At 71.5% G+C, this 25,030-nt stretch carries 23 protein-coding genes and 1 tRNA gene; 15 read left to right on the top strand and 9 right to left on the bottom strand.

The genetic code is table 11. The features are described 5' to 3' along the window. Positions 1–39: 39 nt before the first annotated feature. Entirely contained in the window at positions 40–810 is a 771-nt protein-coding gene (locus OG730_RS21825) for an alpha/beta fold hydrolase (RefSeq protein WP_327305822.1), read from the top strand. A 67-nt stretch (positions 811–877) separates the two neighbouring features. On the opposite strand, the gene OG730_RS21820 is transcribed toward OG730_RS21825, so the two are convergent. From OG730_RS21820 to OG730_RS21800, 5 genes are all read right to left on the bottom strand, one after another. After that, positions 878–965: transfer RNA gene (locus OG730_RS21820), tRNA-Ser, on the bottom strand. Between the two features lie 85 nt (positions 966–1,050). Continuing rightward, entirely contained in the window at positions 1,051–2,109 is a 1,059-nt protein-coding gene (locus OG730_RS21815) for a YeiH family protein (protein ID WP_327305821.1), read from the bottom strand. Continuing rightward, entirely contained in the window at positions 2,109–2,663 is a 555-nt protein-coding gene (locus OG730_RS21810; RefSeq protein ID WP_327305820.1) for a cysteine dioxygenase family protein, read from the bottom strand. Before OG730_RS21810 ends, OG730_RS21815 begins: the two co-directional genes overlap by 1 nt. Before the next feature lie 109 nt (positions 2,664–2,772). Further along, positions 2,773–3,678 carry a LysR family transcriptional regulator gene (locus OG730_RS21805; protein WP_266907002.1) on the bottom strand — a complete coding sequence of 302 codons (906 nt, stop codon included), beginning with the start codon at positions 3,676–3,678 and terminating at the stop codon, positions 2,773–2,775. Between the two features lie 85 nt (positions 3,679–3,763). Next, positions 3,764–5,365, bottom strand: a complete 1,602-nt coding sequence (locus OG730_RS21800; protein ID WP_327305819.1) for a S1C family serine protease — start codon at positions 5,363–5,365, stop codon at positions 3,764–3,766. A gap of 236 nt (positions 5,366–5,601) precedes the next feature. On the opposite strand from OG730_RS21800, the gene OG730_RS21795 reads away from it, so the two are divergent. The 3 genes from OG730_RS21795 to OG730_RS21785 all read left to right on the top strand — a co-directional run bounded on the left by OG730_RS21795 (position 5,602) and on the right by OG730_RS21785 (position 8,219). Beyond that, positions 5,602–6,402 (top strand): glycerophosphodiester phosphodiesterase, encoded by an 801-nt coding sequence (locus OG730_RS21795; RefSeq protein WP_327305818.1) that lies wholly within the window; start codon positions 5,602–5,604, stop codon positions 6,400–6,402. Positions 6,403–6,615: 213 nt separating this feature from the next. Then, the gene (locus OG730_RS21790) at positions 6,616–7,089 is read left to right on the top strand and encodes an ATP-binding protein (protein ID WP_327305817.1); all 474 of its coding nucleotides are present in this window, start codon (positions 6,616–6,618) and stop codon (positions 7,087–7,089) included. A gap of 155 nt (positions 7,090–7,244) precedes the next feature. After that, positions 7,245–8,219, top strand: coding sequence for a DUF5926 family protein (locus OG730_RS21785; RefSeq protein ID WP_327305816.1), 975 nt, complete (start codon positions 7,245–7,247; stop codon positions 8,217–8,219). Positions 8,220–8,412: 193 nt separating this feature from the next. On the opposite strand, the gene OG730_RS21780 is transcribed toward OG730_RS21785, so the two are convergent. Together OG730_RS21780 and OG730_RS21775 are read right to left on the bottom strand one after the other, a co-directional pair. Beyond that, positions 8,413–9,045, bottom strand: a complete 633-nt coding sequence (locus tag OG730_RS21780; protein ID WP_327305815.1) for a hypothetical protein — start codon at positions 9,043–9,045, stop codon at positions 8,413–8,415. A gap of 107 nt (positions 9,046–9,152) precedes the next feature. Further along, positions 9,153–9,851 (bottom strand): bifunctional DNA primase/polymerase, encoded by a 699-nt coding sequence (locus OG730_RS21775; protein WP_327305814.1) that lies wholly within the window; start codon positions 9,849–9,851, stop codon positions 9,153–9,155. Between the two features lie 407 nt (positions 9,852–10,258). Here OG730_RS21775 and OG730_RS21770 point away from each other — a divergent pair, with 407 nt between their 5' ends. Both OG730_RS21770 and OG730_RS21765 read left to right on the top strand, forming a co-directional pair. Further along, positions 10,259–11,866, top strand: a complete 1,608-nt coding sequence (locus tag OG730_RS21770; protein ID WP_327305813.1) for a PP2C family protein-serine/threonine phosphatase — start codon at positions 10,259–10,261, stop codon at positions 11,864–11,866. Between the two features lie 154 nt (positions 11,867–12,020). Further along, positions 12,021–13,487, top strand: a complete 1,467-nt coding sequence (locus OG730_RS21765; protein WP_327305812.1) for an aminopeptidase P family protein — start codon at positions 12,021–12,023, stop codon at positions 13,485–13,487. 83 nt (positions 13,488–13,570) lie between these two features. On the opposite strand, the gene OG730_RS21760 is transcribed toward OG730_RS21765, so the two are convergent. Continuing rightward, a complete protein-coding gene (locus OG730_RS21760) occupies positions 13,571–14,059 on the bottom strand; it encodes an ATP-binding protein (protein ID WP_327305811.1) in 489 nt (162 codons plus the stop codon). Positions 14,060–14,249: 190 nt separating this feature from the next. Here OG730_RS21760 and OG730_RS21755 point away from each other — a divergent pair, with 190 nt between their 5' ends. From OG730_RS21755 to OG730_RS21715, 9 genes are all read left to right on the top strand, one after another. Beyond that, positions 14,250–15,065, top strand: a complete 816-nt coding sequence (locus tag OG730_RS21755) for a hypothetical protein (protein WP_327305810.1) — start codon at positions 14,250–14,252, stop codon at positions 15,063–15,065. A 110-nt stretch (positions 15,066–15,175) separates the two neighbouring features. Further along, a complete protein-coding gene (locus OG730_RS21750; RefSeq protein WP_327305809.1) occupies positions 15,176–15,901 on the top strand; it encodes a YcnI family copper-binding membrane protein in 726 nt (241 codons plus the stop codon). A 105-nt stretch (positions 15,902–16,006) separates the two neighbouring features. Continuing rightward, positions 16,007–16,660 carry an SCO family protein gene (locus OG730_RS21745; RefSeq protein WP_327305808.1) on the top strand — a complete coding sequence of 218 codons (654 nt, stop codon included), beginning with the start codon at positions 16,007–16,009 and terminating at the stop codon, positions 16,658–16,660. Beyond that, a complete protein-coding gene (locus OG730_RS21740; protein ID WP_327305807.1) occupies positions 16,657–17,148 on the top strand; it encodes a copper chaperone PCu(A)C in 492 nt (163 codons plus the stop codon). Before OG730_RS21745 ends, OG730_RS21740 begins: the two co-directional genes overlap by 4 nt. A gap of 22 nt (positions 17,149–17,170) precedes the next feature. Next, on the top strand, positions 17,171–19,237 hold the full coding sequence (locus OG730_RS21735) for a copper resistance CopC/CopD family protein (protein ID WP_327305806.1): 2,067 nt from the start codon (positions 17,171–17,173) through the stop codon (positions 19,235–19,237). After that, positions 19,234–20,577 (top strand): iron uptake transporter deferrochelatase/peroxidase subunit, encoded by a 1,344-nt coding sequence (gene efeB, locus OG730_RS21730; RefSeq protein ID WP_442815206.1) that lies wholly within the window; start codon positions 19,234–19,236, stop codon positions 20,575–20,577. Before OG730_RS21735 ends, efeB begins: the two co-directional genes overlap by 4 nt. 42 nt (positions 20,578–20,619) lie before the next feature. Continuing rightward, entirely contained in the window at positions 20,620–21,555 is a 936-nt protein-coding gene (gene pheA / locus OG730_RS21725; RefSeq protein WP_327305805.1) for a prephenate dehydratase, read from the top strand. A 527-nt stretch (positions 21,556–22,082) separates the two neighbouring features. After that, positions 22,083–23,360: a serine--tRNA ligase gene (serS, locus tag OG730_RS21720; RefSeq protein WP_327305804.1), complete on the top strand. Its 1,278-nt coding sequence runs from the start codon at positions 22,083–22,085 to the stop codon at positions 23,358–23,360. Further along, positions 23,357–24,169 (top strand): HAD family hydrolase, encoded by an 813-nt coding sequence (locus OG730_RS21715; RefSeq protein ID WP_327305803.1) that lies wholly within the window; start codon positions 23,357–23,359, stop codon positions 24,167–24,169. Before serS ends, OG730_RS21715 begins: the two co-directional genes overlap by 4 nt. 141 nt (positions 24,170–24,310) lie before the next feature. Here OG730_RS21715 and OG730_RS21710 read toward each other — a convergent pair whose 3' ends face one another. After that, a complete protein-coding gene (locus OG730_RS21710) occupies positions 24,311–24,952 on the bottom strand; it encodes a rhomboid-like protein (protein WP_327305802.1) in 642 nt (213 codons plus the stop codon). Between the last annotated feature and the right edge of the window lie 78 nt (positions 24,953–25,030).

The following is a 25,030-nucleotide window of genomic DNA, read 5'->3' as shown; positions in this document are numbered from 1 at the left end:
ATTACGCTCGTGCTTCACATCGGCTTGGGGGAGTTCGGGATGCAAAGTGCCGTCGTCACAGCGGGTGGTGACCGGATCCGCTGGGTGGAACTGCCCGGGGCCGGGCCGGCTCGGGTCTACCTGCACGGGCTGGGATCCACCTCGCCCGCGTACTTCGCGGCGAGCGCCGTGCATCCGCTGCTCGCGGGGCGGCGCTCCCTGCTGGTCGACCTGCTGGGGCACGGGCACAGCGACCGGCCCGAGGACTTCTCGTACACGCTGGAGGCCCACGCCGACGCTCTCGCCGCCGTACTGGAGCAGGCCGGCACCGGCGCCGCCGAGCTGATCGCACACAGCATGGGCGGCGCGGTCGCCATCGTGCTGGCCGACCGGCACCCCCACCTCGTGTCCCGGCTGGTGTTGGTCGACGCCAATCTGGACCCCGCCCCGCCCGACCCCGCCGTCGCGGGCAGCAGCGGGCTCGCCACCTACACCGAGGAGGAGTTCCTGGCCGGTGGCTGGGCCGAGGTGCGCGACCGGGTCGGCGCGCACTGGTGGTCCACGATGCGGCTGGCGGGCCGCGTCGCCCTGCACCGCAGCGCCGTCCACCTGGCGGCTGGCACGACGCCGACGATGCGGGAGCTGCTGTTGGAGCTGAAGATCCCGCGCAGTTACCTCCTCCCGGCCGAGGACGGCGTCCTCCCCGGGACCGAGGCCCTGGAGGCGGCCGGAGTGGTGGTCGTCCCCATCCCGGACTGCGGGCACAACATCATGCTCGACAACCCCGAGGGCTTCGCCCTGGCCACCGCGAACGCCCTGGCCAAGGACTGAGAACCCAAGCTCAGAGGGCGGGCACCCGATTCGGGTACCCGCCCTCTGAGCTGCTACTTCTCTGACCTGGCGGTGGGTGTGGGATTTGAACCCACGGTGACTCGCGCCACGACGGTTTTCAAGACCGTTCCCTTAGGCCGCTCGGGCAACCCACCTGGCGGGTACAGAGTACCGGGCGGTGGGGGTGGGCGGCGCTGGGGATGAGAGGGGCGGGGCGATCTTCGTGAGGGTGCGCTGCCGTCAGGTGGTGAGGAGGACGCCCGCGTACGAGGCTCCGGCCACGACCACCCAGGCCGCGAGGCCCAGGAGGGCCGCCCGGCCGCCGGTACGGGACAGGGTGGGCAGGTGGACCGCGCTGCCCAGACCGAACAGGGCGGCGGCCAGCAGGAGTTCCTGGGCGGTGTGCGCCCCTTCCAGCGCCACCTCGGGCAGGATGCCGGTGGCGCGCAGCGCGGCCGCCGCGAGGAACCCGGCGACGAACAGCGGCACCGGAGCCGGTCGGCGCCCCGAGGAGGTGCGTGCTCCGCGCCGGCGGGCCCGTACCGAGAAGGCCACCGCCGCGACCAGCGGGGCCAGCAGCGCCACGCGCATCAGCTTGATCAGCACCGCTTCGCCGAGGGCGCCGGGGCCGGCCGTCTGGGCGGTCGCCACCACCTGGCCGACGTCGTGGACGCTCGCGCCCACCCAGCGGCCGAACTCCGGGTCGGAGAGGCCGAGGGGGGACTGGAGGAGCGGGAGTACGGCGATGGCGAGGGTCCCGCACAGGGTGACCAGGGCCACCGAGGAGGCCACGTCCTCCTCGTCACTGCCCGACACCTGGCTGACGGCCCCGATGGCCGAGGCCCCGCAGATCGAGTACCCGGTGGCGATCAGCAACGGCTGGTCCCCGGGGAGTCCGAGTCGCCGGCCGAGCCAGAGGGTGCCGAGGAAGGTCGCCGCCACCACCCCGGCCACCATCGTCACGGTGGCCCAGCCCAGCCCGAGCACCTCGTCCAGCCCCAGCGCCAGGCCCAGCAGGACGATGCCGATCCGCATCAGGCGACGCCCGGCCAGGGAGAGTCCCGGGCGCGCGGGGCCCCGTACGAAGCCCCGTAGGCCGGGCAGGTGAGCCGCGGCGATGCCGAGCACCACCGACACCGTCAGCATCGGAGCCCAGGGCACCAGCCGGTGCACCGACCAGGCGATCAGGACTCCGGCCGCCGCGAGGGCCAACCCGGGCCGCGATGACGTTGTTTCACGTGAAACATCGACCGGAACCAAGGATCCCGCCCCGCGCACCGGGCGGTTGAGGATGGCCATCAGTCGGTCGGCAGCGTGTAGACGCGGCGGACACTGCTGCCGAGGCGTATGACGTCCGCCCCGTAGACGTGCAGGGATATCGCCTTCGTGCGACAGGAGTTGCGGACCTTGTGGATATCGCCGGGCGGGGCGAACCCGCAGACGTCGCCGGGGCCGTTGACCACGTGCTCGGTCGCTACCAGCCGGGCTCCGGTGGTGGCCGTGGCGGGGGCGAGGCGGTAGCGGAGCTCGCTCTCCTCGCCCTCGTGCACCCCGGCCACGCACCACGAGACGTGGTCGTGGATGGCGGTCTCCTGGCCCGGCAGCCACACCAGGGCCACCACGGAGAAGCTCCCGTCCGGCTCCGCGTGCAGGACGTGCTGCCGGTAGCGGTCGGGGTGGCCCTCGCGCTGCCCGGCGGTGAGCAGACCGGGCATTGCCAGATGCGGGGCGAGGCGTTCGCCGACCAGGTAGGCGGTCAGGTCGGGGGCCAGTCCCCGCTCCACGACCGTACGGATCTCACTGACGAGGGCGGCCGTCCTCGCGGTCGTGCGGGCCGGCGTGGTGGTGGTCATAGGGGGAGCGTCGAGGAACCCACCCATCACGTCCAACGACAGTTATGAGCTGAAATCCCAAGCCCGGCTTATGGGTTGGGGGAGGAGGGAGAGCCTCCGGCGGACCGGTTCAGCAGCCGACGCGGTTCGAGGCCGCCTGCCTCAGGGCCTCCAGCACCACCGCCGTCGCGGGGACCCGCAGATGGTCGCGGTACACGTGTGCGGCGATGTGACGGCGCGCGGCCGGCAGCAGGGCCCGACCGCACACCTTGCTCAGCGAGAGCGAGGGCAGCACCAGCGCGGGCATCATGGCCACGCCCAGGCCCTGTGCGACCAGGCTCTGGACCACCAGGTTGTCATCGGTGGCGAAGCGGATGTCGGGGACGAAGCCGAGCCCCGCGCATTCGTGCAGAAGGTTCGCCCGGCAGCGCGGGCAGCCGGCGATCCACCGCTCCTCGGAGAGGTCCGCGAGGTGCACGGCCCGCCGCCGGGCCAGCGGGTGCCCGGTCGGCAGCAGCACCGTCAGCTGGTCCTCCATGAGCCTGACCTCGGCGACCTCCTCCGGGACCTCCTCGTGCAGGCCGGGATAGGTGAAGGCCAGGGTGATGTCACACTCGCCCCGCTCCAGCCTGCGCAAGGAGTCCGGGGGCTCCCCCTCCAGCAGCTCGACCTGGATGCCCGGATGCTCCTTGGCCAGGCTGCTCAGCGCTTCGGGGACCAGGGTGACGTTGGCGCTGGGGAAGCCGCACAGCCGGACGCGGCCGGTGCGCAACCGGGCGTACGCCTTCAGCTGGGCCTCTGCGGCGGAGAGGCTGCCGAGGATGGCCTCCGCGTGCCGGGCCATCGATTCCCCGGCCTCGGTGAGCTGCATGCGGCGTCCCACGCGGGTGAACAGCGGGGTGCCGACGGCGCGTTCGAGGGCCTTCATCTGCTGGGTGATCGCGGGCTGGGTGTACCCGAGGACCCGGGCGGCGGCCGAGTAGGACCCCGAGGCGACCACCTCGTGGAACGTCCGTATGTGCCGCGAATCGAACACGGTTGAAGCATAAGCGGACGTTGGGAGGGGCCGCAGGCACAATCGCGCCTACGGCCCCTCACCATCAAGCCAGTTGGTCCCGCCGCTACTTGTCGCCGACCCGCGAGCCGAGCGTGATGTCCACCGTGGTCGGCTTGCCGCCGCGCAGGTAGGTCAGCTTCACCGTGTCGCCCGGCTTGTACGTCCAGATCTCGCTGATCAGGGTCGGGCCGCTGTCGATCGGCTTGCCGCCGAACTCGGTGATGACGTCGCCGGGCTTGAGGCCCGCCTTGCCCGCCGGACCGTTCGGCTCGACCAGCTCGTTGGCCGAGGCACCCGTCTCGGAGATCTTGGCACCCTCGGTCTTGGCCGCGAGGTCCACGGAGACAAAGATCGCCGGGTAGACAGGCTTGCCCGTCTTGATCAGCGATTCGGCGACGTTCTTCGCCTGGTTGACCGGGATGGCGAAACCGAGGCCGATGGAGCCGGCCTGGCCGCCGCCGAAGCCGCCGTTGCCCGCCGACTGGATCGCGGAGTTGATGCCGATGACCGCGCCGCGGCTGTCGAGCAGCGGACCGCCGGAGTTGCCCGGGTTGATCGAGGCGTCCGTCTGGAGGGCGCTCATGTACGAGTTCTTCCCGCCGGAGCCGTCACCGGAGGCGACCGGGCGGTTCTTGGCGCTGACGATTCCGGTGGTGACCGTGTTGGACAGGCCGAACGGAGCACCGATGGCGATGGTCGAGTCGCCGACGGCGACCTTGTCCGAGTCGCCGAGGGGCAGCGGCTTGAGTCCGGACGGCGGGTTCTTCAGCTTGATGACGGCGACGTCGTACCCCTGGGCCCGGCCGACGACCTCGGCCTCGTATTTCTTGCCGTCGGAGAAGGTCGCGCTGAGCTTGCCGCCGTTGGCCGCGGAGGCGACCACGTGGTTGTTCGTGAGGATGTGGCCCTGCTGGTCGTAGACGAACCCGGTGCCGGTGCCGCCCTCGCCGTCGCCGGCCGAGGCCTCGATGGTGACGACGCTGGGCAGCGCGCCGGCGGCCAGGCCGGCGACGGAGCCGGCATCGCGCTTGAGGTCCTTGGGGGTGTTGCCGGCGCTGACCGTGGTCGAGCCGGAGCCGTTGGCACTGCGGTCGGCGGCCCAGTAGCCGACTCCGCCGCCGACGCCGCCCGCGATGAGGGCCGCCGCGAGCACGCCCGCGATCAGGCCGCCCTTGCCCTTCCGCTTGGGCTGCGGGGCGCCGTCGGTGGCCAGGGGCACGCCCCAGCCGCCACCGCCCTGGCCGTCACCGGCCCCGTACGCGGGAGCCGCCGGCGGCGGGGGCGGCCAGCCCTCGGCGCCCATCGCCTGCGGCGCGGGAGCGGGGGCCTCGGCGTAGGCCGGGGTGACCGGCGGGACCGGGCTCTCGGCGTACGCGGGAGCCGGGTACGGGGCCGGAGCCGGCGCGGGGGCCGGGGGCTGGGCGGCCGCGGCGGGCGGGACCGGCGCGGGCTGGACCGGCGCGGGCTGGGCCGCCGGGGTCCGGGGGAGCTGCTGGGTCGGTTCGGCGCCGGGCGCGGCCGTCGGTGGCAGCTGCTGCGTCACCGGCTCCGCGGGCGTCGGCGCGGCGGGCGCGGCCGGCGCGGCGTCGACGGGCGCGGCCACCGGGGGTACGGGCGGAGCCGCGGGGGGCGTCGGGGCCGCGGTGCCCTCGTTCTCGGTGCTCACAGCGCTCTCTCCTCGTCACACACGGCTTCAGAAATACGGGCGATATCGGTCCGACTGAACGTTCGACGTGCCGTACAAGTTCCTGGGCAAAGCCTTTCCCATGACCCGTCAGAGCACTGTAAGCCGGACCTGTGAGTCTCCCCCATCCTTTATCTGCGACATTTCGGGCGCATCCCCAGAAGCACCCGCCGAGCCCTCCGCGACACCCGGGGCCCTCTCGGTGGCACCATGAGCCGGTGACCCACGCAACGCCGCGCCCCATCCAGGTCGTCGCCCACCGCGGCGCCTCGGAGGATGCCCCCGAACACACGCTGGCCGCCTACCGCAAGGCCATCGAGGACGGGGCCGACGCCCTCGAATGCGATATCCGGCTCACGGCCGACGGCCACCTGGTCCTGGTCCACGACCGGCGGGTGAACCGCACCTCCAACGGCCGCGGCGCCGTCTCCGCCCTGGAGCTGGCCGATCTGGCCGCCCTCGATTTCGGCTCGTGGAAGGACCGGGAGGAGTCTCCCGACTGGGACGCGGACCCCGAGCGGACCTCCGTGCTCACCCTGGAGCGCCTGCTGGAGCTGGTCGCGGACGCCGGGCGGCCGGTACAGCTGGCGATCGAGACGAAGCACCCGACCCGCTGGGCCGGACAGGTGGAGGAGCGCCTGCTCTTCCTCCTCAAGCGCTTCGCGCTGGACGCCCCGCCCGCCGAGGGGCCGCACCCGGTCCGGGTGATGAGCTTCTCCGCGCGCTCCCTGCACCGGATGCGAGCGGCCGCGCCGACGGTCCCGACCGTGTACCTGATGCAGTTCATCTCGCCCCGGATGCGAGACGGGCGGCTGCCCGCCGGAGTGCGGATCGCCGGGCCCGGGATGCGGATCGTGCGCAACCACCCGGGCTTCATCCGCAAACTTCAGGCCGCGGGGCACTCCGTTCACGTATGGACCGTGAACGATCCGGAAGACGTTCAGCTCTGCGCTGATCTGGGTGTGGAAGCGATCATCACGAACCGACCTCGACAAGTTTTGTCACAGCTGGGCCGCTGACATCCCGTTTTGCGCATCCGTCCCACGCGAACCACCCGTTACAGGGTGTGCACCGGCGCATCCACTCCGCGTTCGGTCGCCGTGAATGCGTCAGAGGGCGCCGGTCCGACGGTTTCCGGTCCAGGCCATTGGGGCATCCAGACCATGCGTGGGGCTAAGGAGGTTCCGGGGGTGGCGTTGATGGTGGCACAAGAAGTGCCCACGTCGTCGTGCATGGACGTGTCCCATGGTCCTGCGGGCGTGGGCGAGGCGAGGCACCGGATGCGCGAGCAGCTGCGCATCAGCGGGGTGTCCGAATCGATCGTGGATGACGCCGTACTGATCCTTTCCGAACTGCTCAGCAACGCCTGCCGGCACGGCAGACCACTGGGCACGCGGGAGATCGGCGACGGCGGGATACACGCGTCGTGGCGCGTCGACAAGGCGGGGCGGCTGACGGTCGAGGTCACGGACGGCGGCGGGCCCACCCGCCCCATCCCGGCCAAGCCTTCGGTCACCGCACGGGGCGGGCGGGGGCTGAACATCATCAGCGCCCTGGCCCAGGACTGGGGTGTCCGGGACGGAGCGGCGGGTGAGGTCACCGTATGGGCGACCGTTGCCTGTGGGACCCGGCACGAGGATTTCGCTACGCGCGTCGCGTCCCCGGCGATCGATTTCAGTACGGCCTTCGGCGATCTGGATCCCTGATCCGACCGGTCCCCGACCGCGGGTGGACGGATGGCGGCCGTCCGGGAGCGCACGCCGACCGTGCTCCCGGCCGCACCCCACCGGTTGTGGCGGTACGAACGGCTAGGCTCGCGCCCAGACCGACGCCGTACCGCCGCAACCGGGAGACACCCACGATGGCCAAGAAGCGCCCCGCCGCGAAGTCCGCAAAGCCGCAGCTCAACAACGGGGAGATCCCGGTGGTGGGCGCCCGCGAGCCCTGCCCCTGCGGATCCGGGCGCCGTTACAAGGCCTGCCACGGCGCGGCCGCCGCGCACGCCGTCACCGAGCACGTGGCCCGCCCGTTCGAAGGCCTGCCCGGCGAGTGCGACTGGGTGGCACTGCGCGAGCTCGTCCCCGCCGCCACCGTGCCGCTCACCCTCAAGGACGGACTGCCCGAGGGCGTCCCCTCCGTCACTCTGGTGACCGTGCTCCCGCTGGCCTCGCCGGCGCTGCGCCGCGAGGACGGCTCCGTCCTGCTCGGCCTGCAGAACGACTCGACCAGCGGCGACCTCGCCCGGGACATGGCCGACACCCTGGAGCGCGCCCTCGTGGCCGAGCCCGGCACCGTCGTCGCCGCCCGCCGGGTTCCGGCCGAGGGTCCGCGACTTCAGGATCTCCTGTCCGTGGACGGCGGTTTCGAGCCGGTTGTCCACAGCGGGTTCGAATTCTGGATTCCGGAAGCGGAGAACGCCCAGAACGCCTCCCCGGAGGTCGCCGCCTCCCTGGAGCGCGCCAACGCGGCCGCCATCCCGACCGTCAAGCTGACCGGCGTGGATGCCGCCTACTGGTGCGAGACCCCGGACAAGAACCACCTGCGCTGGGTCATGCCGCACCCCGAGGAGAAGCTGCTCGACGCGCTCGCGCGCCTGTCCGCCGCGGGCACGTCCTCGCTCGGCGAGGGCACCAAGCTGGTCGGCTCCTTCCGCGCCCACGGCCTGATGGTCCCCGTCTGGGACCTCCCGACCGGAGTCTCGGCCGACGACGTGGAGAAGCCCGCGGCCGAGCTCGCGGAGCGGCTCGCCGCGGCACTCGCCACGGACGCGCCGCTGACCACGGAGGAGCGCCGGGCGCGCGGCGGACTCACCAACCGCCAGGTCACGCTCAGCTGACCGGGCGGCCGGCCCGTTCGCGGGCCGGCCACCGGTGATCGGAGTCACAACTCCCGCTAATCGCCTGCAAATCGGTGTCCGAATATTAGAGATCGAATTTGCGAACAGGCGATCTCTTGTTACCGTTCTTGTAGCCCGGTCGCTGGTGCATCCCCCGTCGCCAGCGACCGGGCCCTTGATTTTCCGGTGACGCTCAACCGTCACCCCGGACCGGTGAGTTGCTCCCGGACCGCAGGAGCAGCGCTCCTTCATCATCCGGAACTGCAAACTCCGCTACGGCCGAGTAGTCCGCCGGAACCCCGGCCGACTCCTCCCCCGGCGTCTCGCACAGCCCCGGTTCGTCACCCGCGCCGACCGCACAGCGGATCTGCACCGTGCGCCCCGCCGGACCCATCACCGTGAGCACCGCGTCGAGCGCGCGGCCGCTGGTGTTCCGGTAGTAGCTGCGCCCCCACGTCCGGCCCTCGCCGGACAGGACGCAGGTCTGCGCCTCCACCCCTTGCGGGGAAGACAGTTCGGGTCCGCAGCGGGCGTCCGTGCGCGGCTGCTCGGCCGGGCCCGGGCGGGCCGGCGCCGCGGCGGGGGCCGGCGTACGGGACCGGCCGTGGGCGGAACTCGCGCCCGAGCCCGCCGAATCGGCGTGATCCCCGGAACCGGATCTTCCCGGGGCGTCCTCGGGCGCGTGCCCGAGGCCGAAGGTGGAGAGCAACCCGCCACCCTTTCCATCGCTCTGACCGGCGAAATCCGGCCCGGCGATCGCTCCCGCCAGCGGGAGCGACAAGATGATCAACACACCGGCGCCGATACCGATCAGGCGGAGATTCATTCGCCGAAGATAGCGATGCGGGAATGGGGCGCGGAGATCCCCGCGCCCAATTCCCTTGGAAACTCGTCTCGCTGGCACCCGTACGAGTGATCCGTCAGCGCACGAGCTCAGTAAGCGAGTCGGCTCCCGCCGCCCGGCGCCCCGCTGCTCGCCTCCACCAGCGCGTCCACGACCGCCTCCACTTCCGGCAGCCAGATCTCCCCGGACCCCGCCGGTTCGCGCTCCCACCGCACCTGACCGCCGCCCACCGCGGGGGAGGGCGGGAGCAGCAAGTAGCCGCCCTCGCCGTGGAAACGCAGCGAGGAGGGCACGTGGTCCTTGGCGTAGAGGATCTCGCCGAGCCGCTCCAGTGAGTACGGCGCCACGAGCAGCGACCACCGTGTGGGCGTGGCCACGATCGGCCCGAGCCGCATCCCCTCGGCGTCCAGTCGTACGACGGCGCGCGCGGCCGCCGCGGCGGGCAGGCTCACCGCGCAGGGCGCGCTCCCGCCGGTGGCCAGCAGGATCGGGGCGCCCGCCCGGTTGGCCCACCACCAGGCCACCATTCGGGGGTCGGTGGTGGCCGCGAGCAGCCCGGGATCGAAGGGGTGCGCGCCGGGTACGACGCAGTCGGGGTCGGGGCAGGCGCACCGCGCGCTGTCGGCGCCGGAGCGTCCGACGCCCGGCAGCACGGGCCAGTGCCAGGTGGCGGCGCAGGTCAGCGCCGCGTCGAGGAGGTCCGGCGCATCACCCTGCGGCGGGGCGGGGCGCAGGGATTGCAAGCGATTGCGGAGCCGCTGGAGACGCCTTCCGAGGATCTCGCGCATGAGCGCTCGTTCCTTTCCGTTGAACGCCGAGGGCCACATCACACCATGTAAGCGGTGGTTCACCACACGTACACGTTTCGCGTCACTGTCCGCCTGAAGCAGGTTCACACGGTTCGTGCAGTTTTCTTACGGGTCCATGAAACGTCCGTCGGGGGCGGTGCGCGACCCGGGACCGTGCGGGGGACGGCTGTCGTCGATGGGGACGACGGGCCGCGCCCGGCGGTTCCCGACGGGTGCCGGGATGCGCCAACTCTCCCCGGGTGCAACGGATTACGTACCCGGACCGGCCGACGGACTCGCCCAGTCGACCGCAAAAACCGTCCGCTTCCCGCTTTTTCCGGCCAAGTTCTAGCCCTGACCGGACAGTGAGTTGCCGTCCCACGGACACCAGGATTCCCACCTGGGCAATGCTGGACATCGCTCCTCGTGTGCGTGTAGATGTGGATTCATTGATAGCGGCGCAGCATGATCTGGGGGTTTGCGATGCTATATGGCGAATCGCACCAGCTGGAAAGGCGGACGCCATGAGCGCCCCGCATCTGCCGAAAGTGGCTGGAATCGATCCAGCTGTCACAGCGTCCCCGCACACTGTGGCGCCCACACCGGCGCCCACGGCCGTGTCCACCTCGACGAGCCCGCGATCGGCCCACGCGCCGGCGCAGAACCCCGCCGCGAGCTCGGTCATTCAGGACCGTCTCGCCGGGATGGTCTCCGACCTCACCACCCTCCACGAGCTCACCGAGCGGCTCGCCCGCGCCAGTGACCTCACCTCTTCCCTCCAGGAGTTCCTGCGGGCGGGCGCGGCCCTCGTCGGCGCCCGGCGCGGCCTGATCGTCCTGGAGCCCTCCGACGGACTCGGCCCCACCAGCACCATCGGCCTCGGCCTCGGCCACGCCGACCTCGGGCACATCGAGACCGTGCCGCGCAGCGCCACCTCCTACGGCCGCATCCTCGACGGCCTGCCCGACGCCCACGGCGGCTCGGAGTTCCTGCCCGAGCCCGGCGCGGTCCCCGGCCCCGGTGCCGGCGGCTACGCCACCCCCGTCGACCCCCGCCACCGCGAGGTCGCCGCCCGCCTCGGCTACGCCGCCAGCTACGCGCTGCCGCTGACGGCCGAGGCCACCGGCCGGCTCGGCGCGGCCGTCTGGCTCTACGACGAACAGGCCGAGCCGGGCGACCGCCAGCGCGACCTGGCCGGGCTGTACGTCCGGCACGCCGCCGAACACCTGGCCCGGATGCTGGAGGTGGAGCGCGCCCGCTCCAGCCTGGCCACCGTCGCCGAGGAACTGCTGCCCAGCCGGCTCCCCCGGATCTCCGGGGTCCAGCTCGCCGCCCGCCACCACACCGGCCCGCACGGCGGAGGCGACTGGTACGACGCACTGCCGCTGCCGGAGGGCGCCCTCGGCCTGGCCGTGGGCTCCGTCACCGGCTCGGGACCGAGCGCCGTCGCCGCGATGGGCCGGCTGCGCGCCTCGCTGCGGGCGTACGCCGTCATGGAGGGCGAGGACCCCGTCGCCGTGCTCTCCGACCTGGAACTGCTGCTGCGCCTGACCGAGCCCGCGCGCTCGGCGACCGCGCTCTTCGCCTACTGCGAGCCCGCCGGGGGCCCGAACTCGAACGGCCCGGGCAGGAAGCTCATCCTCGCCGGGGCCGGGCACACCCCGCCGCTGCTGATCGGCGAGCGGCGCACCGAGTACGTGGAGACCACCCTCTCCGCGCCCCTCGGAATGCTGTCCTGCTGGGAGGCGCCGAGCGTGGAGATCGAGCCCGCGCCCGGAGAAACGGTGCTGCTCTACACGGACGGGCTGCTCCGGCGCACCGGGGACCCGATGGACCGGGCATACGCGCGGCTGCACGCCGCCGCCGCGGGGATCCCCCGTAGCGCCCGTGAGGACCCGGGCGCCATCTGCGACCACATCCTGCGCACGGTGCTCCCGGACGGCGAAGGGGACGGGCCCGCCGCACCGGCGGACTCCTCCGAGGACATCGTGCTGCTCGCGGCACGGTTCGAGTGACGCGGACGGAGTGACGAAGGCATAGGAGACGGGGCGTGTGGTGGTGTGGCCGGGTTTAGCTGATTTGTCACACGACCTCTCGGGGGGCGTCCGCTCACACATACGATGGAAGAGGTCCATACCCGGTCCGTGTCCGTCGTACTGAGGAGAAGACGTGGCTGACGAGCTCACCCCGGAGACCCCGGAAGAAGAGCAGCCCAAGAAGAAGCACAAGCAGCGCAAGAACGGGCTGTACCCGGGTGTCAGCGAGGAGCTCGCCGCGAGCATGCGCACGGGCTGGGCAGACACCGAGCTGCGCGGGCTGGAGCCGATCGCTCAGGCCGCGCACACCGCCGCCCGCCGCTCCGCGCTGTCCCGGCGCTTCCCCGGTGAGCGCCTCGTCGTCCCCGCCGGGCGGCTGAAGACGCGCTCGAACGACACCGAGTACCCCTTCCGCGCCTCGACCGAGTACGCGTACCTCACCGGCGACCAGACCGAGAACGGCGTCCTGGTCATGGAGCCCGCGGGGGAGACCGGCCACCAGGCCACCGTCTACCTGCTGCCCCGCTCCGACCGCGAGAACGGCGAGTTCTGGCTCTCCGGCAGCGGCGAGCTGTGGGTCGGCCGCCGCCACTCCCTCACCGAGGCCGAGCAGCTCCTGGGCATCCCGGCCAAGGACGTGCGCAAGCTCGCCGAGGAGCTGGCCGAGTCCGAGGGCCCGGTCCGCGCCGTGCGCGGTCACGACTCCGTCATCGAGACCGCCCTGACCGACAAGGTCACCAAGGAGCACGACGACGAGCTGCGCGTCTACCTCTCCGAGGCCCGCGCCGTGAAGGACGCCTTCGAGATCGGCGAGCTGCAGAAGGCCGTCGACTCCACCGTCCGCGGCTTCGAGGACGTCGTGAAGGTGCTCGACAAGGCCGAGGCCACCTCTGAGCGCTACATCGAGGGCACCTTCTTCCTGCGCGCCCGTGTCGAGGGCAACGACGTCGGCTACGGCTCCATCTGCGCCGCCGGCCCGCACGCCTGCACCCTGCACTGGGTCCGCAACGACGGTGACGTCCGCTCCGGCGACCTGCTGCTGCTCGACGCCGGTGTGGAGACCCACTCCCTCTACACCGCCGACGTCACGCGCACGCTGCCGATCAACGGCACGTACACCGACATCCAGCGCAAGATCTACGACGCGGTGTACGCCTCCCAGGAAGCCGGCATCGCCGCCGTGAAGCCGGGTGCGAAGTTCCGCGACTTCCACGACGCCTCGCAGCACGTGCTCGCCGAGAAGCTCGTCGAGTGGGGCCTGCTGGAGGGACCGGTCGAGCGCGTCCTGGAGCTCGGTCTGCAGCGCCGCTGGAGCCTGCACGGCACCGGTCACATGCTCGGCATGGACGTCCACGACTGCGCCGCGGCGCGCACCGAGGCGTACGTGGACGGCACGCTGGAGCCCGGAATGTGCCTGACGGTCGAGCCCGGTCTGTACTTCCAGGCCGACGACCTGACCGTGCCCGAGGAGTACCGCGGCATCGGCGTCCGGATCGAGGACGACATCCTCGTCACCGAGGACGGCAACCGGAACCTGTCGGCCGGCCTGCCCCGCACCTCGGACGAGGTCGAGGCCTGGATGGCGCGGCTCAAGGGCTGACGCCACCGCTCGTACGCGCCGATGGGCGGAACCCTCCACGGGTTCCGCCCATCGGCGCGTCCACGACACCTACGACTTCTTTTCTACGACACCTTCAGCAGGGAGTCGTCCCGCCACTTCAGCATCTTGTCGAAGCTGACCACGGCGCCCCGGCCCGGCCGGTTGCGGAAGCGGACGTGGTCGGCCAGTTCCTCGATCAGGTGCAGGCCCCGGCCGTGCTCGGCCAGGGCCGGTCTGCGGCGGGCCACCGTCGCGGCCGGGAACCCCGGCCCCGAGTCGCTGACCTCGATGCGGCAGCGGTCCCCGTCCAGATAGGCCGTGACGTGGTACGCCCCGGTCCCGTCCGGGGATCCGCCGCCCGAGGGCGCGTCGTCCGTGCGACCCGAGCACGGGACGGCTTCGCGACCGCCGTGCTCCACGGCGTTCGCGCACGCCTCGCTCAGCGCCACCGACAGGTCGAAGGAGATGTCCGGGTCGACCCCCGCCGTCTCCATCGTCCCCAACAGCAGTCGCCTCGCCAGGGGCACACTCGCTGCTTCGCGCCTCAAGTGGAGAGACCACCAGATGCTCATACGGTTACCTATTGCCGCCAGGGGCCGGGGCTAAGCCCCCGAAGGCCGACAGAGCCCTCGTTCGGCCGATGCGGCGCTCCCGGGCGGCGGTGTATGCGGACACACGCCGGGCATCCGTGCGCGGGAATGCAAACCGGCTGTCGCACCTGCCGTATGCGTCGTCTAAGCCCAGTGCGATGATGGCCCGGCCATGACTGCCCCCCACGCGACGCAGGCCGGACCCGGCCTCAGGCTGATCCGGGCCGCGGTGTTCACCGCGGTCTGTGTCGTGCTGTCCGCGGCCGGGCACGCACTGGCCTCCTGCGCGACGGTGCCCTGGTGGTCCCTCTGCGCCGGCTTCCTCGCCGTCTTCGCGGGTGCGGCCGCGCTCGCCGGACGGCGCCGCTCGCTGCCCGGCATCGCCGCCGCACTGGCGGGCGGACAGCTCGCACTGCACACGCTGTTCGGCCTCGGCCAGCACAACACGTCGGCGGGCGGCGGCACCTCCTCGGAGACCTCGCTCGCGGCGCTGGCCGCCCAACTGGTGTGCGGGGGCAACTCCGTCCCGCTCCTCCCGGCGGATGCCCGGCGGATCGTCGAGAGCGCCGGGCTGGACCCGGATGCCGTGGCCGCGCAGGCCGGGGCTCAGGGACACATGGCCCACGCCCACATGGGGCAGGGCCTGGTGGAACCGGCCGGCGGACTGGTGGGGCTGCTCAGCCCGGCCATGCTGATCGGGCACCTGCTGGCCGCACTCGCCGCCGGCTGGCTGCTCGGACGCGGCGACGCCGCGCTGTTCCGCCTCCTCGAACTGTCCAGGCTCTCCGCCGGAGCCGGGCCGGTGCGCCCGCTGCGCGCCGCGCTGGCCTACGTACGAGCCCTCGGCGCGGGCCTTCAGGACCGGCCCGCCAGGACCCCCCGGGCAGCGGGCGACGGTACCGGTCCCGCCCTTTCCACGGGCCGGGACGCACTCCAGCACACGGTGACCAGGCGCGGGCCGCCCACGGCATTCGCCCTCGCAGCCTGAAGCGGCACCTCTCCTCCCCGGGACTCACGACGGGAGCACCGGTGCCGCGAACTCCGTGCGCGCCGCGCGCGGAGCCATCGTCACCACAGCTTCCGTGGAGTGTTTCTGCCGTGAAGACCTCTCGCGTCTCCTTCGCCGCCGCCCTCGCCGCCGGTTCCGTCCTCCTCCTCTCTGGTACCGCCTTCGCCCACGTCGGCGTGCAGCCCGTCGGGGAGGCCGCCAAGGGCGGTTACGCGACGCTCAACTTCAAGGTCCCCAACGAGCGCGACAACGCCGCGACCACGCAGCTCGAGGTCAACTTCCCCGTGGACCAGCCGCTGACGTCCGTCATGCCGCAGGACATCCCCGGCTGGACGTCCACCGTCGAGAAGACCAAGCTCGACAAGCCGCTGACCGTGCACGGCAAGCAGGTCAACGAGGTCGTCACCAAGGTGACCTGGTCCGGCGGCAAGATCGAGAAGGGCAAGTTCCAGCAGTTCCCGGTCTCCGTCGGCAAGCTCCCCGAGAACGCCGACCAGATGGTCTTCAAGGCGATCCAGACCTACGACAACGGCGAGGTCGTCCGCTGGATCGAGGAGCCCAAGGAGGGCGCCGCCGAACCGCAGAACCCGGCGCCCGTCCTGAAGCTGACCGCCGCCGGCGCCGACCACCACGACGAGGCCGCCAAGAAGCCCGCGGACGAGGCGAAGAACTCCGACGCCGACCACAAGGACGGCCACGAGGCCGCCGCCAAGAGCGGATCCGACACGACCGCGCGGGCCCTCGGCGTCGCCGGCATCGTCATCGGGCTCGGCGGCGTGGCCTTCGGCGTCGCCTCGCGCCGCCGCACCTCCTGACCCGCACGACCTCCTGAACCGACGATCCCGCGCAGCCGGTCGGCCAACCGGGCCGGCCGGGCTCGTGGATCCACCCGTACCACCCCCGATCTCAGGGACTTTCCCATGCGCACCACACGTGTGACGCTCGCCGCCCTCGTGGCGGCGGCCGCCCTCACCCTCACCGCCTGCGGTGGCGAACCGGCCACGACCGGCCAGGTCACCCAGATCAGCGAGAGCCAGGCGAAAGCCGGGTCCGCCACCGTGCTCGACCGCCCCTTCGACAAGCCGGACGTCGTCCTCACGGACACCACCGGCAAGCCGTGGAACCTGCGCGAGCAGACCAAGGGCAAGCCGACGCTCATCTACTTCGGCTACACCCACTGCCCCGACGTGTGCCCCCTGACGATGAGCAACCTCGCCGTCGCCAAGAAGGCACTTCCCAAGGCCGACCAGGACAAGCTCCAGGTCGTCTTCATCACCACCGACCCGGAACGGGACACTCCCGAGTCCCTCGGCTCGTGGCTCAAGGGCCTGGACCCGGCGTTCACCGGGCTGACCGGGGACTTCGCCACCATCCAGGCGGCCGCACGCACGCTCGGCATCGGTATCGAGGCAGCCAAGAAGGACGCCAACGGCAACGTCGTCTCCATGCACGGCGCCCAGGTCATCGCCTTCTCGCCCAAGACCGACGAGGGGTACCTCCTCTACGGCGAGAGCACCACCGTCGATGACTACACCAAGGACCTGCCGAAGGTCGTCAAGGGAGAGAACCCGTGAACGCCCGCACCACCCGCACCCTCGCCGCCGCCCTCTCCCTGACGGCCGCGCTCGCCATATCCGGCTGCTCCTCGGACTCCGACTCGGCTTCGGGCGACGCTCCGAAGCTGACGGTCAGCGGGGGCTACATGCCGGAGCCCGTGAACGACCAGATGGCCGGCGCGTTCATGGTCATCAAGAACGACTCCAAGACGGCCGACAAGCTGACCGGTGCCACGAGCCCGCTCTCCGACGATCTCCAGGTCCACGCGACCAAGGATCAGAAGATGCAGCAGGTGCACTCCATGGACGTGCCCGGGAACGGCGAGCTGAAGTTGGCGCGCGGCGGGAACCACATCATGTTCATGGGGCTCAAGAACACCCCCAAGGTCGGCGACAAGGTCACCGTCGAACTGCGCTTCGAGAAGTCCGGCCCGGTCAAGGTCGAGCTGGACGTCAAGGAGCGGACGTACAAGGCTCCGACATCCACCGATGGCACCGCCCACTGACGGACCGAGGGACTGACACGCCATGACGGCCACCGCCCCGACCCCATCCACGGCCCGCGTCCGTGCCACGGCACTCCTGCCGCGGCTCACGCTGGTCCTCGCCGCACTGCTGGCAGCCTTCTTCGCCGCTGCCGCGCCGGCCTCGGCACACGCCGCGCTGACCGCGAGCGACCCCACGGACGGGGCGGTGGTCGCCACGGCGCCCGCCCAGATCACCCTCTCCTTCTCGGAGGGGGTCGCCATGAACGGCGACTCCATCCGCGTCCTGGACCCCCGGGGCAAGCGCGTCGACACCGGTGAACTGCGCGACCTCTGCAGCGGGAACCTCATCCGCTACGGCACCGCCCTGCGCCCCGGACTGCCGGACGGCACCTACACCGTCGCCTGGCAGGCCATATCCGCCGACAGCCACCCGGTCTCCGGCGCCTTCACCTTCTCCATCGGAGCCCCCTCCGAGACCGACGTCTCGCTGCCCTCGCGGACGGCGGGCGACGGTCCCGTCGCCGTCGCCTACGGCATCGCTCGCTACGTGGCCTACGCCGGGTTCGCCGTGCTCGTCGGCGCCGCCGCCTTCATCCTTCTGTGCTGGCGCCGGGGCGCCGCGCAGCGGCCGATGCAGAGGCTGGTCGTACGCGCCTGGGTCGCGCTCACCGTGGCCACCCTGGTGATGCTGCTGCTCCGCAACCCGTACACCGGGTCGGGGAACTTCGCCGACGCCTTCGACCTCGCCGGGCTGAAGGCCGTCCTGGAGACGAAGTCCGGGGCCTCGCTCGTCTCGCGGCTGCTGCTCCTCGGCGCCGCCGCACTGTTCATCACCGTGCTCTTCGGCTCCTATGCCCGGCGTCATACGTCGGCGGGCACGGACGGCGACGCTAGTGCGGACGACACGGAGGACACGGCGGACACGGCGGACACGGAAGGATCGGACGGCACGGACGCTGCTTCCGAGACCTCCGAAGAGGACGCCAAGGGGGAGAGCGACCTCGTCTTCGGACTCGGTATCGGCGGGACCGTCGTCGCCGGCGGCATCGCCGCCACCTGGGCACTGTCCGAGCACGCCTCGACCGGCATCCAGCCCGCCCTCGCCATGCCCGTCGACATCCTGCACCTGCTGGCCGTCGCCGTGTGGCTCGGTGGACTCACCGCGCTGCTCGTCGCGCTGCACAAGGTTCCCGGGATCGAGCGCACGGCCATCCGGCGCTTCTCCACCGTCGCCTTCACCAGCGTTGTGGTCCTGGCCTGCACCGGCACCTACCAGGCCTGGCGCCAGGTCGGCAGTTGGTCCGCACTGACCGGGACCGATTACGGCCGGCTGCTGCTCGTCAAGATCGGACTCGTCACCCTCGTCGTCGCCATCGCCTATACCTCCCGGAAGTGGACCGGACGGCTGGCCGGGGGCCCGGGCGAGAGCGAAGGGGAGGGGGTGGGGGAGCACGCCTCCGATGTTTCACGTGAAACATCGCCCGTGACCGCCGCCCCGAACACCACCGCCGTGTCCGACAGCGTCTCTTCCGACCCCCGGCGCGCCGCGCAGCTCGCGCGCCAGAGCGCCGCCCGGCGCACCGCGCGGGAGAAGCAGGTCCGTGACGCCGACCCGGACCGCTCCGGCCTGCGCCGCTCCGTCCTCGCCGAGGCGGGTGTCGCCGTGGTCCTGCTGGCCGTCACCACCATCCTCACCAGTACCGAGCCCGGCCGTGCCGCGGAGCTGGAGGCCGGGCGGGGCTCCACCGCCACCGCCGTTCCCGACCGCGCGGTCAAGGTCACGCTGCCCTTCGACACCGGCGGCCAGAACGGCCAGGGTTCGGTCCGGCTCCAGCTCGACCCGGGCCGCGTCGGTGCGAACACGCTCCACGTGTGGGCCGAGACCCCCGACGGCAAGCCGCTCGACCTGCCCGAGCTGAGGGTGTCCTTCACCTTGGAGGCCAAGGAGATCGGCCCCCTTCCGGTCCTGCCCGAGCGCGCGGCTCCCGGTCACTGGACCGCGTCGGGCGTCCAGCTGCCGCTGACCGGCGACTGGCGGATCGACGTGACGGTCCGCACCTCCGACATCGACCAGACGACCGTCCAGAAGAACGTGAAGATCGGCTGACCAGCGTGACCCAGAACAGCGAGACGACCGAGAGCACCAAGAACACCAAGACCGGCGAGAGCGTCGAGAACGTCGGGACCGGCACGGAGCTCCCCGGCATCGAGATTTCCCGGCGCCGTCTGCTGGGCACGGTCGGCGCCGCGGGCGCCGCCGGGCTCGCACTCGGCGCCGCCGGCGGAGCCCTCGTCCAGTCCGGGGTCACGGGGTCCCGTACGACCGGCTCCGGCGGCGCTTCCGGCAGCCTCGGCGCGACCCGGGTCGCCTTCGACGGGGATCACCAGGCCGGCATCACCACACCCCTCCAAGCCAAGGGACACGTACTCGCCTTCGATCTGGCGCCCGGTGCCGGGCGCACCGAGGCCGCCGCACTGATGCGGCGCTGGTCCGATACCGCGCGGCGGCTGACGGCGGGCGAGACCGCAGCGGTCGCCGACACCGGCATCGCGCTCGGCTCCGGCCCTTCCTCCCTCACGGTGACCTTCGGCTTCGGGCACTCCTTCTTCGAGCGCACCGGCCTCGCCGCGCGCCGTCCGGCCGCCCTCGACCCGCTGCCGGACTTCTCCGCCGACCGGCTCGACCCGCAGCGCAGCAACGGCGACCTCTGGGTCCAGATCGGCTCCGACGACGCGCTGGTCGCCTTCCACGCGCTGCGCGCGCTGCAGAAGGACGCCGGAGAGGCCGCCCGGCCGCGCTGGCAGATGAACGGCTTCAACCGTTCTCCCGGTGCCACCGCCTCGCCCATGACCGCCCGCAACCTCATGGGTCAGGTCGACGGGACCAACAATCCGAAGCCCACAGAAGCCGACTTCGACCGGCGGATCTTCGTCCAGGGCGCCGTGCCCCCGGAGCACGCCTGGATGGTCGGGGGCTCGTACGCCGTCGTACGCCGCATCCGCATGCTCCTCGACCACTGGGACCAGCGGTCGCTCGCCCAGCAGGAACAGGTCATCGGCCGTACGAAGGCCACCGGCGCCCCACTGACCGGCGGCGACGAGACCACCGCCCCGGCCTTCGACAAGATCGGCGCCGACGGGAAGCCGGTGATCCCCTCCAACGCTCATGCCCGGATCTCCGCTCCCGCTCAGAACGGCGGAGCGGCCATGCTCCGGCGCCCCTTCTCCTTCCACGACGGGATCGCCGCCGACGGAACCCCCGACGCCGGGCTGCTCTTCATCTGCTGGCAGGCCGACCCGTCCCGCGGTTTCGTCCCCGTTCAGCGCAAGCTCGACCGCGGCGACGCCCTGTCGGAATTCATCCGGCACGAGTCGAGCGGCCTGTACGCGGTGCCGCCGGGCGCGGGCGCCGGGGAGTACGTGGGGCAGCGGCTGCTCGAAGGGTGAACAGCCCGGGTGGCGTCCGGGCCCCGGCATTAGGCTGATCGCATGTCGGCCACCCGCTTCACCTATCTCGGTCCCGAAGGCACGTTCACCGAAGCCGCCCTTCGCACCCTGCCCGAAGCCGCGACCCGGGAGCTCGTCCCGATGGTTTCGGTCCCGGCCGCTCTGGACGCCGTGCGCAACGGCGAGGCCGCGGCGGCCCTCGTCCCGATCGAGAACTCGGTGGAGGGCGGGGTCACCTCGACCCTGGACGAGCTGGCCGCCGGCGTACCGCTGATGATCTATCGCGAGGTGCTGCTCCCCATCGCGTTCGCGCTCCTGGTGCGTCCCGGGACCAAGCTGTCGGACGTCAAGACCGTCACCGGGCACCCGGTCGCCCAGCCGCAGGTGCGCAACTGGCTGCGGTCCAACCTGCCGGACGCCCTGTGGGAGTCGGCGGCGTCCAATGCCGACGGTGCCCGGCTGGTCCAGGAGGGCCGCTTCGACGCCGCCTTCGCGGGTGAGTTCGCGGCCACCACCTACGGACTGGTCCCGCTGGTCACCGAGATCCACGACGCGCAGAACGCCGAGACCCGCTTCGTGCTCGTCGGGCGTCCCGCCCGTCCGGCCGCGCCGACCGGCGCCGACAAGACCTCCGTCGTGCTGTGGATGGGCGACGACCGGCCCGGCGCGCTGCTGGAGCTGCTCCAGGAGTTCGCCGTCCGCGGGGTCAACCTGATGCTGATCCAGTCCCGTCCGACGGGTGCGGGAATCGGCAACTACTGCTTCGCCGTCGACGCCGAGGGGCACATCTCCGACCGCCGGGTCGGCGAGGCGCTCATGGGCCTCAAGCGCACCTGCCCCCAGATCCGGTTCCTCGGTTCCTACCCGCGCGCCGGTGTCGCTCAGGGTGACGTCCAGGCCGCCCGGGCCGGCACCTCCGACAGCGAGTTCACCGCGGCCTCGGACTGGCTGACGCGTTGCCTCGACGGGCGCCCCTGACGCTCTGTCCACTGTCCACAGAGTTATCCACAGGTATCGGTGCGGACCTGGGGACAAGTCGACAGAGCAACACGACAAGGTCGACAAATCGGTCGGGTGGCGCAGGTTTCGCGCTGACGAGCGGGAGGTGAACGGCGTCACCCCTGTATCACCGATCAACTCTTTGGGGCGAGTCATTCCCACCCGAATGAGTGTGTGAGGGTGGTTTGAACCCTGATTGGGCCCGCTCGCTCCACAGCCGGGATTGATCTATTCCTGTGTCCACAGATCCCGCGCACAGCCTGTGGATAAGCCGGTCGCCTGGGGAATTCCTGTGGACAAGGAAGACCCTTCCACCCTGCTCAGAGGCTGCCCGATCGCTGCCGGGGCGCCCCTTTTCGGGGAATGGGGCCGGTTTTATCGGGCCCCGCGGAAGGGGTGCTTCCACTCTCCCGCCCGAAGTTTTCCATTCGCGGCAATTAGGACAAAGCGACACGCAGCGTGATATCGGTGCGATCCCCCGAAGCCCGGCCCGGTAGCCTGGAGGGGTGATTGACCTCCGGCTGCTCCGTGAAGACCCTGACCGTGTCCGCGCCTCGCAGCGCGCCCGTGGAGAGGACGTCGCCCTCGTCGACGCACTGCTCTCCGCCGACGAGCGCCGCAGGTCCTCCGGCATGCGATTCGACGAACTCCGCAACGAGCAGAAGTCGCTCGGCAAGCTCATCCCCAAGGCCTCTCCGGAGGAGCGGGCCGAGCTGCTGAAGAAGGCCGATCAGCTCAAGCAGGACGTCAAGGCCGCCGAGGCCGAGCAGAACGAGGCGGACGAAGCCGCCAAGCAGCTGCTCCTGCGCCTCGGCAACGTCGTCCACACGGACGTGCCCGTCGGCGGCGAGGAGGACTTCGTCGTCCTCGAGACGCACGGCACCATCCGCGACTTCGGCGCCGAGGGCTTCGCGCCCAAGGACCACCTGGAGCTCGGCGAGTCCCTGGGCGCCATCGACGTCGAGCGCGGCGCCAAGGTGTCCGGCTCGCGCTTCTACTACCTCACGGGCATCGGCGCCCTGCTGGAGCTCGCGCTCGTCAACGCGGCCATCGCCCAGGCCACCGAGGCCGGCTTCACCCCGATGCTCACTCCGGCGCTGGTCCGCCCGCGCGCCATGGAGGGCACCGGCTTCCTCGGCCAGGCCGCGGAGAACGTGTACCACCTGGAGGGCGACGACCTCTATCTGGTCGGCACCTCCGAGGTACCGCTCGCCGCGTACCACATGGACGAGATCATCGACGCGGACAAGCTGCCGCTGCGCTACGCCGGCTTCTCCCCGTGCTTCCGCCGCGAGGCCGGCACGTACGGCAAGGACACCCGCGGCATCTTCCGCGTCCACCAGTTCGACAAGGTCGAGATGTTCTCGTACGTCGCGCCGGAGGAGGCCGAGGCCGAGCACCAGCGCCTCCTGGACTGGGAGAAGCAGTGGCTGACCAGCCTGGAGCTGCCGTTCCAGGTCATCGACGTCGCCACCGGAGACCTGGGCACCTCCGCCTCGCGCAAGTTCGACTGCGAGGCGTGGATCCCCACCCAGGGCAAGTACCGCGAGCTGACCTCCGCCTCGAACTGTGACGGCTTCCAGGCGCGCCGCCTGTCGATCCGCTACCGCGACGGCAAGAAGACCGCTCCGCTGTCCACCCTGAACGGAACGCTGTGCGCGGTCCCGCGCACGATCGTCGCGATCCTGGAGAACCACCAGCAGGCCGACGGCACGGTCCACGTTCCCCCGGTGCTCCGGCCCTACCTGGGCGGTCGGGAAATCCTGGAGCCGATCGCCAAGTGAGCACGGCCCCGTTCCCGTACAAACTCGTCGCGACCGACCTCGACGGGACGCTGCTGCGCGGCGACGACACCGTCTCGGAGCGCACCCGTGAGGCCCTCCTCGCGGCCACCGCGGCGGGCGCAGCGCACATCATCGTCACCGGCCGTGCCGTGCCGTGGACCCGGCACGTCCTCGACGACCTCGGCTACAAGGGCATCGCCGTCTGCGGCCAGGGCGCGCAGGTCTACGACGCGGGCGCGCACCGGCTGCTGACCTCGGTGACGCTCGACCGGAAGCTGGCCGCGCTGGCCCTGGAGAAGATCGAGGCCGAGGTGGGTCCGCTGGCGATCGCCGCCAGCCGGGACGGAGTCGAGGGCGAGGTGCTCATCGGCCCCGGCTACCAGGTCCAGGAGGGCCTTCCCGCGATCTACCTGGAGGACACCGCCGAGGTCTGGTCGGCTCCGCTGAACAAGCTGTACATCCAGCACCCCGAGCTGGACGAGGACGCCCTCGTCCGGGTGGCCCGGGAGACCGTGGGCAGCCTGGTCGGCATCGTCATGGCCGGTCCGGGTGTCGTGGAGATCCTGCCGCTGGGGCTGAGCAAGGCCACCGGCCTCTCGCTGGCCGCGCGCCGGCTGGGGGTGAAGGCGGCGGAGACGATCGCCTTCGGCGACATGCCCAACGACATACCGATGTTCGGCTGGGCCGCGCACGGAGTGGCGATGGCCAACGCGCACGCGGAGCTCAAGGCGGTGGCGGACGAGGTCACCACCTCCAACCAGGAGGACGGCATCGCCGTGGTCCTGGAGCGTCTGCTGGGCGCCGCGTAACCAGGCGGAAGACGAACGGAAGGTCCGGAACGGCCCGCGCCGCGAGGCGCGCTCGAAGTGGCTGTTCCGGACCTTCTTGTTGCTCCCCGCACGGCTCACTCTGCCTCTGCCGCACGCCTCGTACCAGTGAATTTCCCTGCGTCAGCGGAGGTCGCGGTGCGGGTTCGGGTGGCGGGTCAGCGGCCATGCGAGGAGGCCGACGGCGAGCGCGATGGCGTGGCCGAAGTCGGTGAAGGTGCCGCCGCTGACGAGCGGGAGCCCGAAGAAGGCCACGGACCCGGCCAGGTAGAGCCAGCGCCAGGGGCCGGGCAGCCGGTACGTGAGCACTCCGACGGCGGTCGCGAGTCCGTAGCTGACGCCGATGTCGACGACGTGGACCATGCTGCGCGGGGCTCGGTTGTCCTGGATGGCCATCAGGACCAGCTTCTGGCTGATCAGCGTGGCCGTGATGTGTCCGGTCGCGATGATGAAGAGCCAGCGCAGGGTGCCGAGCCAGCGCTCGACGTTGGCCTGGAAGACCTCGAAGAGGACGAAGTAGAGCGGGAGCGAGGCCGGGTCCTCGATCCAGAACGCGCTGCTGAGCAGGGCCCGTACGGGGTGGCGGGCGAGCTCGTGGATATTGCTGCTGTTGCGGTGGAGCAGGACGTGTTCGAGATGGTCGGGCACGATGACGACCACGATGCTGGTGACCGCGATGATCAGCAGCCATATGTGGGTACCGGGCGCGGAACGTATCCAGGACCGTACCGGCCTGGACGCTTCGGGCTCGGTGTACTCGATCATGCACCGATGATCTCGCGCAAAGCTGTGCCCCGCCTGGCCGGTGGGCCGGGCGGGGCACTGTTTCACGTGAAACATCCG

It is taken from the genome of Streptomyces sp. NBC_01298, from assembly GCF_035978755.1.
Lineage (GTDB): Bacteria > Actinomycetota > Actinomycetes > Streptomycetales > Streptomycetaceae > Streptomyces.
Note: the sequence above shows the minus strand (reverse complement) of the source record. Positions and strands in the feature narration are given on the sequence as shown.